This window comes from Cupriavidus sp. OV096 (assembly GCF_900115455.1).
Lineage (GTDB): Bacteria > Pseudomonadota > Gammaproteobacteria > Burkholderiales > Burkholderiaceae > Cupriavidus.
The window spans coordinates 519,623-531,965 of record NZ_FOWM01000002.1; the positions used below are offsets into that span (position 1 = coordinate 519,623).

At 68.7% G+C, this 12,343-nt stretch carries 12 protein-coding genes; 5 read left to right on the forward strand and 7 right to left on the reverse strand.

What is annotated here, in order from left to right; all coding sequences use genetic code 11:
• Positions 1 to 9: 9 nt before the first annotated feature.
• A complete protein-coding gene (ilvA, locus tag BM115_RS06415) occupies positions 10 to 1,599 on the reverse strand; it encodes a threonine ammonia-lyase, biosynthetic (RefSeq protein WP_092291775.1) in 1,590 nt (529 codons plus the stop codon).
• Positions 1,600 to 1,850: 251 nt separating this feature from the next.
• Here ilvA and otsB point away from each other — a divergent pair, with 251 nt between their 5' ends.
• From otsB to BM115_RS06430, 3 genes are all read left to right on the forward strand, one after another.
• Positions 1,851 to 2,663: a trehalose-phosphatase gene (gene otsB, locus BM115_RS06420; RefSeq protein WP_092291777.1), complete on the forward strand. Its 813-nt coding sequence runs from the start codon at positions 1,851 to 1,853 to the stop codon at positions 2,661 to 2,663.
• Between the two features lie 128 nt (positions 2,664 to 2,791).
• Complete coding sequence (locus BM115_RS06425) at positions 2,792 to 4,549, forward strand: glycoside hydrolase family 15 protein (RefSeq protein WP_092292137.1); 1,758 nt, start codon at positions 2,792 to 2,794, stop codon at positions 4,547 to 4,549.
• A 31-nt stretch (positions 4,550 to 4,580) separates the two neighbouring features.
• Positions 4,581 to 5,975: an alpha,alpha-trehalose-phosphate synthase (UDP-forming) gene (locus BM115_RS06430; protein WP_092291779.1), complete on the forward strand. Its 1,395-nt coding sequence runs from the start codon at positions 4,581 to 4,583 to the stop codon at positions 5,973 to 5,975.
• 132 nt (positions 5,976 to 6,107) lie between these two features.
• On the opposite strand, the gene BM115_RS06435 is transcribed toward BM115_RS06430, so the two are convergent.
• From BM115_RS06435 to BM115_RS06455, 5 genes are read right to left on the reverse strand one after another with little or no spacing between them, the layout of a single operon-like run.
• The gene (locus BM115_RS06435) at positions 6,108 to 6,725 is read right to left on the reverse strand and encodes a nucleotidyltransferase family protein (protein ID WP_092291781.1); all 618 of its coding nucleotides are present in this window, start codon (positions 6,723 to 6,725) and stop codon (positions 6,108 to 6,110) included.
• Positions 6,722 to 7,777 (reverse strand): XdhC family protein, encoded by a 1,056-nt coding sequence (locus tag BM115_RS06440; protein ID WP_092291783.1) that lies wholly within the window; start codon positions 7,775 to 7,777, stop codon positions 6,722 to 6,724. The genes BM115_RS06435 and BM115_RS06440 overlap by 4 nt, the downstream gene beginning before the upstream one ends.
• Entirely contained in the window at positions 7,750 to 8,313 is a 564-nt protein-coding gene (locus BM115_RS06445) for a CoxG family protein (protein WP_092291785.1), read from the reverse strand. The genes BM115_RS06440 and BM115_RS06445 overlap by 28 nt, the downstream gene beginning before the upstream one ends.
• Positions 8,304 to 9,533, reverse strand: coding sequence for a vWA domain-containing protein (locus BM115_RS06450; protein ID WP_092291787.1), 1,230 nt, complete (start codon positions 9,531 to 9,533; stop codon positions 8,304 to 8,306). Before BM115_RS06450 ends, BM115_RS06445 begins: the two co-directional genes overlap by 10 nt.
• 4 nt (positions 9,534 to 9,537) lie before the next feature.
• Positions 9,538 to 10,434, reverse strand: coding sequence for an AAA family ATPase (locus BM115_RS06455; RefSeq protein ID WP_092291789.1), 897 nt, complete (start codon positions 10,432 to 10,434; stop codon positions 9,538 to 9,540).
• Between the two features lie 105 nt (positions 10,435 to 10,539).
• Between BM115_RS06455 and BM115_RS06460 the strand changes: the two genes are divergently transcribed.
• Together BM115_RS06460 and BM115_RS06465 are read left to right on the forward strand one after the other, a co-directional pair.
• Positions 10,540 to 10,974: a T6SS amidase immunity protein Tai4 family protein gene (locus tag BM115_RS06460; protein ID WP_218158019.1), complete on the forward strand. Its 435-nt coding sequence runs from the start codon at positions 10,540 to 10,542 to the stop codon at positions 10,972 to 10,974.
• Positions 10,971 to 11,474 carry a type VI secretion system amidase effector protein Tae4 gene (locus tag BM115_RS06465; RefSeq protein ID WP_255370712.1) on the forward strand — a complete coding sequence of 168 codons (504 nt, stop codon included), beginning with the start codon at positions 10,971 to 10,973 and terminating at the stop codon, positions 11,472 to 11,474. The genes BM115_RS06460 and BM115_RS06465 overlap by 4 nt, the downstream gene beginning before the upstream one ends.
• A 68-nt stretch (positions 11,475 to 11,542) precedes the next feature.
• On the opposite strand, the gene BM115_RS06470 is transcribed toward BM115_RS06465, so the two are convergent.
• Positions 11,543 to 12,334, reverse strand: a complete 792-nt coding sequence (locus BM115_RS06470; protein WP_092291794.1) for an FAD binding domain-containing protein — start codon at positions 12,332 to 12,334, stop codon at positions 11,543 to 11,545.
• Positions 12,335 to 12,343: the final 9 nt, after the last annotated feature.

Genomic DNA, 12,343 nt, shown 5'->3' on the forward strand with positions numbered 1-12,343 from the left:
ATCGCGATCTCAGGACAGGAACAGCTTGTAGACCGGGTTGTCGGTCTCGTCCCAGTGTACGTAACCCAGCGTGGAAAGGAAGTCGCGGAAGGCGCGCTTCTCGTTCTTCGGCACCTGGATACCCACCAGGATGTTGGAGGCGTCGGCGCCCTGGTTCCGGTAGTGGAACAGGCTGATGTTCCAGTTCGGGCTCATGCTCGACAGGAACTTCATCAGCGCGCCCGGGCGCTCGGGGAATTCGAAGCGGAACAGCAGTTCGTCGTGCGCCAGCGGCGAGCGGCCGCCCACCATGTAGCGGATATGCTGCTTGGCCAGCTCGTTGTTGGAGAGGTCGAGCGTATCGAAGCCATGGCGGCGGAAGTTGGCGGCGATCTTGTCGCTCTCGGCGCGGTCGGCGATCTGCACGCCCACGAAGATGTGCGCCACGCCCTGGTCGGCGATGCGGTAGTTGAACTCGGTCACGCTGCGCGTGCCCACCTGCTCGCAGAAGCGCTTGAAGCTGCCGCGCTCCTCGGGAATCGTCACGGCGAACACGGCCTCGCGGGCCTCGCCCACCTCGGCGCGCTCGGCCACGAAACGCAGGCGGTCAAAGTTCATGTTGGCGCCGCAGGCAATCGCCACGAGCTGCTCGCCCTTGAGCTTCTCGCGCTCGGCGTAGCGCTTCAGGCCGGCCACGGCCAGCGCGCCGGACGGCTCGAGGATGCTGCGGGTGTCCTGGAACACGTCCTTCAGGCCGGCGCAGATCTCGTCGGTGTCCACCAGGATGATCTCGTCCACCAGTTCGCGCGTGATGCGGAAGGTTTCCTTGCCCACCAGCTTCACGGCGGTGCCGTCCGCGAACAGGCCCACATCCTTCAGTTCGATGCGCTTGCCGGCTTCCACCGAGCGCTTCATCGCGTCCGAGTCGAAGGTCTGCACGCCAATCACCTTGATCTCCGGCCGCACGGCCTTGACGTAGGCCGCCACGCCCGAGATCAGCCCGCCGCCGCCAATCGCCACGAAGATGGCGTGGATCGGGCCCGGGTGCTGGCGCAGGATCTCCATGGCGATGGTGCCCTGGCCGGCGATGACTTCGGGATCGTCGAACGGGTGGATGAAGGTCAGCTTTTGCTTCAGCCCCAGTGCCGCCGCGTGCTGGTAGGCGTCGCTGTAGGACTCGCCGTGCAGCACGATCTTGACCCAGTCGCCGCCGCGTTCGCGCACCGCATCGATCTTCACCTGGGGGGTGGTCGTCGGCATCGCAATAATCGCCTTGCACTGGAGCCGCGCTGCCGACAACGCCACGCCCTGCGCGTGGTTGCCGGCGGAAGCGGCGATCACGCCACGCTTCAGCTCGTCGGGCGTCAGCGACGCCATCTTGTTGTATGCGCCGCGCAGCTTGAACGAGAACACCGGCTGGGTGTCCTCGCGCTTGAACCAGACCGCGTTGCCGGTGCGGGCCGACAGCGCGTGCGCGTAGGTCAGCTCGGTTTCCTGGGCGACGTCGTACACCTTGGCGGTGAGGATCTTGCGCAGGTAGTCGGGCGTGGCGGCGCGGGGGGCCTTGGCGGCGCGGGCTGGCTTGGCGGGTTTTGCAGTCTTGGCGGTCTTGGCGGTCATGATGGGCAGGGCAGGGGCGCGGCAGGGGCGCGGGCAAAAAAAGCCGGAAAATTCGGCGGAAACCGCCAATGATAATGGATGGCGCCCATCCGGGCGGCGCTGGCGTGACGCGGGCGGAACGTGCCCGGCAGCGCCGTGCTGGCGCGTGGTGTGTCGGCGCGGGTGCCGAATGCGCCACAGCCGCGCCGGGCCGCGATGTAGGACAGCATCGGGTGGACGCTCGTCAAACACACGTGTTACGGTTTAACGCGATGCCCCCGCTACCCCTAATCGAACCCCATATCGCGCTGTTCCTGGACTTCGACGGCACGCTGGCCGACCTTGCGCCGCGCCCCGACCTGGTGCAGGTAGAGCCCCAACTGGTTGGCACGCTGCGTGCGTTGCATACCTGCCTGGACGGCGCGCTGGCCATCGTCTCGGGCCGGCCTGTTGCCGAGCTCGACCATTTCCTGCAACCGTTGCGCTTGCCTTCCGCCGGGATCCACGGGGCGGAATTCCGCCATGGCGGCGAACGGGTCGTCACGCCGCCCGCGCCTGGCATCGGCGCCTTGCTGCCGAAGCTGGAAGCGCTGGTGGCCCGGCATCCCGGGCTGCAACTCGAACGAAAATCGGTCGCCGTGGCCATCCACTACCGGCAGGTGCCGGAACTGGAGCCGCTGGTGCGGGCCGCCGTGGCGGACGTGCTGCGCGACGCCGCCGGCCTGGAGGCGCTGCCCGGCAAGATGGTCGTCGAGATCAAGCCGGCTGGCGTGGACAAGGGCGATGCCATCGCGGCCTTCATGCGCTCGCCGCCGTTTGCGGGCCGCATGCCGCTGTTTGCCGGCGATGACGTGACCGACGAGGCCGGATTCGTCGTCGTGCGTGAGTTGGGCGGCGTGGGCCTGCTGGTGGGCCAGCGCGCCACCGCCGCCACGGCGGTGCTGCCCAACCCCGACGCCCTGCGGGCCTGGCTGCACGAATCGGCCCACGCCCTGACGCACTGGATGGCCACCCGGGGCGATGCCCCGGAAGCGGCGCCCAAGGAACCCATCATCACACCGACGCTAAGGGAGGATTCGTTGTGAACCAGCCTGCCACTGATCACACCGATGCCGCCGATGCCGCCAACGTCGGGCGACAGCCCGAGGCGCCGGCAATCAACACCGACTCGGACACCTCGTGCCGCTACGCCGACCCGTCGCTCTCGCTCGGCATGATCGGCAATTGCGGCTTCTCGGCGCTGGTCGACGGCCGGGGCCGCATCGTCTGGTGCTGCATGCCGCGCTTCGACGGCGACCCGGTCTTCAACGCCCTGCTGGACCCGAGCGAGAACGCCGGCCACTGGGCCATCGAGATCGAGGACTTCCTCGAAGCCAAGCAGTGGTATGAGCCGAACACGGCCATCCTGCGCACGCAGCTGATCGACAAGCACGACAACTGCCTCGAAATCACCGATTTCTGCCCGCGCTTCTTCCGCCTTGGCCGCTATTTCCGGCCGCTGACGCTGGTGCGGCGCATCCGCCCGGTGCGCGGCGCGCCGCGCGTGCGCGTGACCGTGGCGCCGCGCTTCAACTGGGGCCGCAACAAGCCGCAGATGACGCGCGGGAGCAGTCATGCGCGCTTTATCGGCGAGGACATGACGCTGCGCATGACCACGGACGCGCCGCTGGCCTACGTGCTCTCGAACACGCCGTTTCTGGTCACGCGCGGCTACAACTTCATCCTCGGCCCGGACGAGACGCTGGCGCAGGGCGTGGAGGAAACTGCGCGGGACTTCGAGCAGGAAACCACCTCCTACTGGCGGCTCTGGACGCGCCGCCTGGCGGTCCCGCGCGAGTGGCAGGAGGCGGTGATCCGCGCCGCCATCACGCTCAAGCTGTCTCTGTACGAGGAAACCGGCGCCATCGTCGCCGCCATGACCACCAGCATGCCGGAGGCGCCCGGCAGTGGCCGCAACTGGGATTACCGCTTCTGCTGGCTGCGCGACGCCTTCTTCGTGGTGCGCGCGCTGAACAGCCTGTCCGAAGTCGGCACGATGGAGGACTACCTGCGCTGGCTCTCCAACGTCGTGATGCAGTCGCAGGACGGCCATATCCAGCCGCTGTACGGCATCGGGCTGGAGCGTGAACTGCCCGAGAGCATTCTCGATCACCTGCCCGGTTATCGCGGCATGGGGCCGGTGCGCGTGGGCAACCAGGCGCAGGAGCACTTCCAGCACGATGTCTACGGCAACGTGGTGCTCGGCGCCGCGCAGGCCTTCCACGACCATCGCCTGCTGCACCGGGGCGGGCCGGCCGAGTATGCGCGGCTGGAGGAAGTCGGCGAGCAGGCCGTGCGCGTGTTCGGCACGCCGGACGCAGGTATGTGGGAGCTGCGCACCCGGGCGCGCGTGCACACCTCGTCGGCGCTGATGAGCTGGGCCGCCTGCGACCGGCTGGCCAAGGTGGGCGAGGCGCTCGGGCAGCCGGCGCGCGCCGCCTACTGGCACGACCACGCCAACCGCATGAAGAAGCAGATCCTGGACGAGTCCTGGAACGAGTCGCGCCAGGCCTTCGCGGAGAGCTTCGGCGGGAAGGAACTCGACGCCAGCGTGCTGCTGATGGCCGAGGTCAACTTCATCGACCCGAAGGACCCGCGCTTCGTCTCCACGGTCAAGGCGCTGGAAGCCTCGCTCTGCGACGGCCCGTACATGCGCCGCTACGAGGCGCCCGACGACTTCGGCAAGCCCGAGACCGCGTTCAATATCTGCACGTTCTGGCGCATCGACGCGCTGGCCCGCATCGGCCGCCGCGACGAGGCGCGCGAGATCTTCGAGGCCATGCTGGCCTCGCGCAACCCGCTGGGGCTGCTCTCGGAAGACACACACCCGGTCACCGGAGAGATGTGGGGCAATTTCCCCCAGACCTATTCGATGGTCGGCCTGATCAACGGCGCCATGCGGCTATCTGCCCCGTGGGATTCGGTGATCTGACGACAGGATTGGCAACAACAAGAAGCGATCTATGGGAAGACTTGTAGCGGTATCGAACCGGGTCGCCGATCCGCGCAACCACGCGGCGGGCGGCCTGGCCGTGGCGCTCTCGGAGGCGCTGAGCAAGACCGGCGGCCTGTGGTTCGGCTGGAGCGGTCGCGCGGTGGAACCCAGCCACGGCGGCACACCGGGCGAGGGCGAGCTGCACATCTCGCAGGCCGGCAACGTGACGCTGGCCACGGTGGACCTGAGCCGGGAAGACTACGACGCCTACTACCTGGGCTACAGCAACGGCGTGCTCTGGCCGGTGTTCCACTACCGGCTCGATCTGGCCGACTTCGACGCGGGCGGCAACCTGAACGCCTACCGGCGCGTGAACCAGCTGTTCGCGCGCAAGCTGGCGCCGCTGCTCAAGCCGGACGACGTGATCTGGATCCACGACTACCACCTGATCCCGCTCGCGGCGGAGCTGCGCGCCATCGGCTGCAGCCAGCGCATCGGCTTCTTCCTCCATATTCCGCTGCCGCCGCCGCTGATTCTCGCGGCCATCCCGCAGCACGAGTGGCTGATGCGGGCGCTGTTCGCCTACGACCTGCTGGGCTTCCAGAGCCAGGCCGATCTTGACCACTTCTCCCGCTACGTGCAGGGCGAGGCCAGCGCCGAGCCGATGGGCGAGTACCGCTTCCGCGCCTTCCACCGCACGGTGCGCGCGCAGGCGTTCCCGATCGGCATCGACGTGGACGAGTTCATCGACCTGGGCCGTGGCGATGAGGCGCGCGAGACCTACGAGATGATGCGCCACCAGTACGCGCGGCGCCGGCTGCTGCTCGGCATCGACCGGCTCGACTATTCGAAGGGGCTGCCGCAGCGGCTCAAGGCGTTCCAGGTCTTGCTGGCGGAGTACCCCGAGAACCGCTCCAGCGCCACGCTGATCCAGATCGCGGCGCCCTCGCGCGAATCGGTCGATGCCTACGCCGACCTGCGGCGCGACATGGAGGGCATCACCGGGGCGATCAATAGTGAATATGGCGAGCTGGACTGGATGCCGGTGCGCTACATCCACCGCTCCACCTCGCGCCGCCGGCTGCCGGGGCTGTGCCGCGCCAGCAGCGTGGCGCTGGTCACGCCGCTGCGCGACGGGATGAACCTTGTGGCGAAGGAGTACATCGCCGCGCAGGACCCGGAGGATCCGGGCGTGCTGGTGCTGTCCCGCTTTGCCGGCGCGGCGGAGCAGCTCAAGGAAGCGCTGCTGGTGAACCCTTACGACACGCGCGCCACGGCGCAGGCGGTGCAGCAGGCGCTGCACATGCCGCTGGCCGAACGGCGGGCGCGGCACGAGAAGCTGCTTGAGCGCATCCGCCAGCAGGACGTGCACTGGTGGAGCCGGGAGTATCTGCGGACGCTGATGGAGACCGAGGGCGGTTGAACGGTCGGGGCTGCGTCATGGCGCTGGCCCTCTCCCCCGGCCCCTCTCCCGCAAGCGGGCGAGGGGAGCAAACCAACGGTGTTCTCCCCTCTCCCTCTGGGAGAGGGGCGGGGGAGAGGGCAGGCGTAGCTACTACCGCGAACGCGGGGCCAGGTCGCCCGGTGTGTCGATGTCCCGGAACGGGCCGTCGTCCTCGGTCAGGATGCGGGTGACCGGCTGGTCGGTCAGCAAGGCGCGGGCGCCTTCGTCGCCGTCCAGCTTCAGCAGGGCATCGCGCCAGGCGGCGCCGAAGCCGACCGGGTGGCCGCGCTTGCCGTCGCGCCACGGTGCGGCGATGGTTTCCGGCGTGGTGATGGTCAGCGCCACGGCGCGGACCAACTCCATTGGCAGCCACGGCATGTCCGCCAGCGCCACCACCCAGCCGCGTGCCTCGGCAGTCGCCGCCACACCGGCGCGCAGCGCCACGCCCATGCCAGCCTCGGCATCGGGCGCTTCCACCACGCGGCAGCCGCCGCGCCGCAGTTCCTCGGCCAGGGCCGCGTTGCCGGGCCGCACCACCGCAATCGAGTTCGGCAGGGCTGCCGCCAGCGTGCGCGCGCTGCGCCACGCCACGGTGCGGCCATCGGGCAGTACCTCCAGCAGCTTGTTGCGCGTGCCGGTGGCATCGAAACGCTTGCCGAAACCAGCGGCGAGCAGGATGCCGACCGGCAGGTCGGTCGGCGTGAGCGGGGCGCGTGCGGGCTTCTTCATGATTGCGTGGCCGTCGCCGTGGCCGTGGCGGGCAGCACAGGACATTCCGCCTCGCCCGCCGCGATCTCGCGTGCGGCCTTGGCACCTTCCACCTGGAGGATGTCCGGCAGCGAGACGTGGTTCTTGGCGGCGATGACCTCGGCCAGGATCGAGATGGCAATCTCGGGCGGCGTGCGGCTGCCGATATAGATGCCGACCGGGCCGTGCAGCCGCGCCAACTGGAGTTCGGTCAGGTCGAACTCCTTGAGGCGCTCGCGGCGCGCATGGTTGTTGCGGCGCGAGCCGAGCGCGCCCACGTAGAAGGCCGGCGTGCGCAGCGCCTCCATCAGCGCCAGGTCGTCGAGCTTGGGATCGTGCGTGAGCGCGATTACCGCGCTGCGCTCGTCGAGCTTCATGTCCATGACGGTGTCGTCGGGCATCGTGCGTACCATCGCCACGCCGGGGATGTCCCACGTCTCGGTGTATTCCTCGCGCGGGTCGCAGACGGTGACATGGAAGCCCAGCCCCACGGCGATCTGGCACAGGTATTTCGACAACTGCCCGGCGCCGATCACCAGCATGCGGTAGCGCGGCCCGTGGATGGTCAGCAGCTTGTCACCGTCGAACGCCAGGCCGTCCGTGGCCTGGGCGGGGCCGAGCGTGGCGGCGCCGGTGGCCAGGTCGAGTGTCCGCGCGACCAGCCGGCCGCTCTCCACGGCATCGAGCAGGTCGGCGATGCCGCTGGCGGCCTTGAGCGGCTCCGCCACCAGTTCGATGGTGCCGCCGCAGGGCAGGCCGAAGCGGTGGGCTTCCTCGGCGCTGATGCCGTACTTGATCGCCTCCGGGCGGCTGGCGTGGATCCCCTCGCGCCGGACGCGGTCGATGATGTCGTCCTCGATGCACCCGCCCGAGACCGAACCGACCACAAGGCCGTCATCGCGCACGGCCAGCATCGCGCCTTCGGGGCGGGGCGACGAGCCCCAGGTTCTCACCACCGTCACCAGCAATACCCCGTGGCCTTCCTGTTGCCACCGCACGCTGCTCTTCAGGACTTCGAGATCCACGCTGTCCATGATCGTTTCCGCTTCTCGCTACCTTGTTGCTCATCGCCGCCGTCCGCTTGCGCGGCGTCGGCTTCCTCGTTGACGTCCTGGCCTTCGGCTTCCTTGCCGCCGCTCACCGCCTCGGTGAAGCGCGTAAAGAAGGCCTCGGCCAGCTTGCGCGCGGCGCCATCCACCAGCCGCGAGCCGATCTGCGCGATCTTGCCGCCCACCTGGGCGTGCACCACATAGGTCAGGTCGGTCTCGTCGCCTTGATCCACCAGTGAAACACGGGCGGTGCCCTTGCCGAAGCCGGCCGCGCCGCCTTGCCCGTCGAACTGGATCGTATAGCTTTCCGGCGCCTGGATGTCCGTCAGCGCCATGCGGCCCTTGAAGCGCGCCTTGACCGGCCCCACCGCGGCGGTCATCGCCAGCAGGTAGGCGTTTTCGCCATCGGGCTCGATGCTCTCACATCCCGGAATACATTGCTTGAGGACGTCCGTGTCGTTCAAGGCCCCCCATGCCACGTCGCGGGGCACGGGCAGGCGCTGGGTCTGGGTCATCTCCATGGGGGGCTTCCTTTGGGGGTTGCGATGAAGGGCCGGCGCGCGTCGTCCGCGAGCAGGGATTCGAGCGCGAACAGGCTGTCGAGGTTGTGCGCGGGGCGCAGGGCGTCCACGTGCGGCAGGATGGCCTGCATGCCGCGCGCCTGCGGCGAGAAGCCGGCGTAGCGCAGCAGCGGATTGAGCCAGATGATGCGGTGCGCAAAACGGCGCAGGCGCGCCATCTCGGCGTCGAGCAGGTCGATGTGTTCGAGGTCGATGCCGTCGCTGACCAGCAGCACCGTGGCGCGGCCGGACAGCGTGCGGCGTGCCCACTGGCGGTTGAACTGCGCCAGCGCCGCGCCGATGCGCGTGCCGCCGGCCCAGTCGCGCACCTGGCCGGTGATCAGGTCGACGGCTTCGTCGGGATCGCGCTCGTGCAGCGCCCGCGTGACGTTGGTCAGCCGGGTGCCGAACAGGAACACGTGCATGCGCTCGCGCGACTGCATCAGCGCGTGGCAGAAGTACAGCACCGCGCGCGAGTACTGGCTCATCGATCCCGAGATGTCGAGCAGCAGCACCACAGGCGGCTTGCGCTCGGCGTGCTTGCGGTATTTCCAGCGCAGCCATTCGCCATGCTGGCGCACGGCCAGCCGCGCGCTGGCGCGCAGGTCGGCGTGGGTGCCGCAGGCCGCCGCGCGCAGCCGGCGCGTACGCTGGAGCGCCAGGTGGGCACGCCGCGTACGCACGAGGTGCTGGAGCGCGCGCCATTCCTCGGCGGTCAGCGTCTCGAAATCGCGCTGAGCCAGCCGCTCCTGATCGGAAAACGTCAGCGGGGCGGTGAAGCGCTCCTCGCGGGCGGGCTGGCCGGGGGACGGAGGCGGCGGCTGGCGCGCGGCAAGCGCATCGGCGAGCCGGTTGCTGCGCTTGGGCGGCGGCGCGCCGGCATCGACGCGCGGCAGCAACATCGCGCGCATCTTGCCTTCCCAGTCCGGGTCGCGCCAGAACAGGTCGAAGGCGGCATCGAACAGTGGACGCTGGTCGGGGCCGGACAGCACCAGCGCGGCCAGCGCGGCACGCACCTCGCCGCGCGCGCCAATGTCGATATGGCGCAGGGCGTCGAGTGCATCCACGGCGTGGGCCGGCGACAGCCCGAAGCCGGCATCGCGCAGCAGCCGCATGAAATGCGTGACGTTGCGCGCGAGCATGGGGAGGGCCGGGGTGGGGTGCGGCATGGGGTGCAGCATGGCGCTAGCGCTCCGGCGGGGCGCCAGCGAGCAGTTCGGCCACCGTGGGGCCATCGGCGCGGGCGAGGTCGTCCTGGTATTTCAGCAGCACGCCCAGCGTGTCGCGTACCGACTGCGGGTCCAGTTCGGTCACGCCCAGCGCGGCCAGCGCGCGGCACCAGTCGATGGCCTCGGCGATGCCGGGCGCCTTGAACAGGTCGATGCCGCGCAACCGATGGACGAAGTCGATCGCCTGATGCTGCAGCGCCGCGGCCGCCTCGGGCGCGCGGGCGGCCACGATCTCCAGCTCGCGCTGGCGGTCCGGGTAGCCCATCCACTGGTAGAGGCAGCGCCGCTTGAGCGCGTCGTGCACCTCGCGCGTGCGGTTGGAAGTGACCACGATCAGCGGCGGCCGCTCGGCCCGCACGACGCCGATCTCCGGAATCGACACCTGGTATTCGGACAGCACTTCGAGCAGGAAGGCTTCGAACGGCTCGTCGGCCCGGTCGATCTCGTCGATCAGCAGCACGCGCGGCACGCCCGGCGCAGCGGGGTCGGGCAGCAAAGCTTCGAGCAGCGGGCGCTTGAGCAGGAAATCGTCGTGATAGAGCGACTGCTGCTCGGGCCGCTCGCCACGCGCCTCCGCCAGCCGCAGCGCCATGATCTGGCGCGGGTAATCCCATTCGTAAAGCGCGCTGGCGGCATCGAGCCCTTCGTAGCACTGCAGCCGCAGCAGCCGCGTCCCGAGCGCCGCCGCCATGGCCTGCGCGAGCGCGGTCTTGCCCACGCCGGGCTCGCCCTCCAGGAACAGCGGGCGCTGCATGCGCAGGGCGAGATAAAGCACGGTCGCCGTCTCGCGGTCGGCGAAATACTGCTGGCGGTGCAGCAGGGCGGCGGTGTCGTCGATGGAGGCGGGGAGCATGGGTTCAATTTAGTCGATTTACGATTTTCATGGGCAGAAGAAGGCGGTAGAAGCGCCTCTGGTGCGTGATGTCATGCACTGCAACCGCTCTTCCTGGAGACACTCATGCTTCGAATCCGTTGGCTCATGCTGGCTTCGTGCGCGGCCTGGGCCCTAACCGCGAATGCCAAGGCGCCCGACACGCACGCGTCCGACGCGCAGGGTCGAACGTACGGCCAGAATTACAAGGACATGGTGCTGGCGCGCTGCATCGCCAGGGCATACGAGGGCGACGCAGCCGCATCGGCAGACGCCGGCCAGACGGCGGATGAACTGAGCGCATCCCTCTACTACGACATGGCATCAAGTATTGATGCGATCCCGCCCCTCGTCGACCAGTTCCTGGCACGCGACTACCGCAATCCACGGCTGAAGGCCCATTCCATGGGCCAGCAATTTCGTCTGTTGAAGTGCCTGGACCTCTATCACAGCAGGGCGCTTCAGGATCAGGTCAAGCGCCACGTCCCGAGGCCGAACCAGACCCACCGACAGGAGCCATGATGACGAGACCTTCCTTTCATGCGGCATGGGCTGCGGCCAATCGCATCTACGATCCCTCCAATTCCTCTGTGCGCGTGGCGAACGTCATTGGCGGTATGGTGAAGCGCAACATCCTTCACCCGGATCCGAAGCAACGTTGGGAGAACACCTGCGCCGTGCGCATCAGTTATGTCCTAAACCAAACTGGCGCACGAATCCCATTTGTCAAGAAGGAAACCGTCTCCGGCGCCGATGGCAGCTGGTACTTCTATCGCATCGAGAGGGTGCTCGACTACCTCAAGGTGCGATGGGGCCGGCCGGAAGTGGTTGCGCATCCGCCTTCCCACGGCGGCGCGTTGGCCGGACAACAAGGGTTACTGGTGTTCGAAATATCGGGCTGGACGGACGCCAAGGGACACGCCACCTTATGGGACGGCACCCACTGCTACGACAAGTGTTACTTCAACAGCGCCGCCGCGACCTATCGGACCGACCGCGCCAACTTCTGGCGCCTGCCATAGCCGGATAGGGCAGGCTGTTGGCTCCCCATCCCGGATGGATGGGGGGCCACAGCCTAGCATCACCCCTTCTACGCCTGCTCCACCGCCCTTGCTGTCAGCACCGGAATCAGATGCGCGCGGTATGCCGCTGACGCGTGCAGGTCCGTGTTGAGCCGGGCGGCGTCCACCTTTACCGCGCGGGCGGCGGCGGGAGTGAAGCTGGCGGTCAGGGCCTGTTCCAGGTCGGGGGCGCGGTAAACGCTGTCTGCCGCGCCGGTGATGGCCACGCGCACCAGTTTGCCGGTGCGCGCCACCATCACGCCGACCAGCGCGAAGCGCGAGGCCGGGTTGCGGAACTTGATGTAGGCGGCCTGGTCCGGGGTGGGGAAGCGGACCGCCGTGATCAGCTCGTCGGGGGCGAGCGCCGTTTCATAGAGCCCCTTGAAGAAGCTGTCGGCGGCGATGTTGCGCCGGTCGGTGACCACGGTGGCGTTGAGGCCGAGCACGGCGGCGGGGTAGTCGGCGCCGGGGTCGTCGTTGGCCAGCGAGCCGCCGATGGTGCCCATCGCCCGTACCTGACGGTCGCCGATGCCATTGGCCATGGCCGCCAGCGCCGGGATGCGGCGCATGACTTCCGCATGGGCGGCCACGTCGGCATGGCGCGCGGCGGCGCCGATCACCAACTCGTCGCCCTCCACGCGGATGTCCGCCATGCCCGGGATGCGCGACACGTCCACCAGCATGCTGGGCGCCGCGAGCCGCAGCTTCATCGCCGCGAGCAGGCTCTGGCCGCCGCCCAGGAACTTGGCGTCGGCGTCGGCCTGGAGCTTGGCCACGGCGGCCTTGGCATCCGTGGCGCGTTCGAACTGGAATGCGTACATGATGTCTTT

Bases quoted from the DNA above. Each gene is read 5' to 3' on its own strand.
- BM115_RS06430 (WP_092291779.1), top strand. From the start codon at position 4,581: ATGGGAAGACTTGTAGCGGTATCGAACCGGGTCGCCGATCCGCGCAAC.
- BM115_RS06425 (WP_092292137.1), top strand. From the start codon at position 2,792: ATGATCGGCAATTGCGGCTTCTCGGCGCTGGTCGACGGCCGGGGCCGC.
- BM115_RS06460 (WP_218158019.1), top strand. From the start codon at position 10,540: ATGCTTCGAATCCGTTGGCTCATGCTGGCTTCGTGCGCGGCCTGGGCC.
- otsB (WP_092291777.1), top strand. From the start codon at position 1,851: ATGCCCCCGCTACCCCTAATCGAACCCCATATCGCGCTGTTCCTGGAC.
- BM115_RS06450 (WP_092291787.1), bottom strand. From the start codon at position 9,533: ATGCTGCACCCCATGCCGCACCCCACCCCGGCCCTCCCCATGCTCGCG.
- BM115_RS06440 (WP_092291783.1), bottom strand. From the start codon at position 7,777: ATGGACAGCGTGGATCTCGAAGTCCTGAAGAGCAGCGTGCGGTGGCAA.
- BM115_RS06455 (WP_092291789.1), bottom strand. From the start codon at position 10,434: ATGCTCCCCGCCTCCATCGACGACACCGCCGCCCTGCTGCACCGCCAG.
- BM115_RS06435 (WP_092291781.1), bottom strand. From the start codon at position 6,725: ATGAAGAAGCCCGCACGCGCCCCGCTCACGCCGACCGACCTGCCGGTC.
- BM115_RS06465 (WP_255370712.1), top strand. From the start codon at position 10,971: ATGATGACGAGACCTTCCTTTCATGCGGCATGGGCTGCGGCCAATCGC.
- ilvA (WP_092291775.1), bottom strand. From the start codon at position 1,599: ATGACCGCCAAGACCGCCAAGACTGCAAAACCCGCCAAGCCAGCCCGC.
- BM115_RS06445 (WP_092291785.1), bottom strand. From the start codon at position 8,313: ATGGAGATGACCCAGACCCAGCGCCTGCCCGTGCCCCGCGACGTGGCA.
- BM115_RS06470 (WP_092291794.1), bottom strand. From the start codon at position 12,334: ATGTACGCATTCCAGTTCGAACGCGCCACGGATGCCAAGGCCGCCGTG.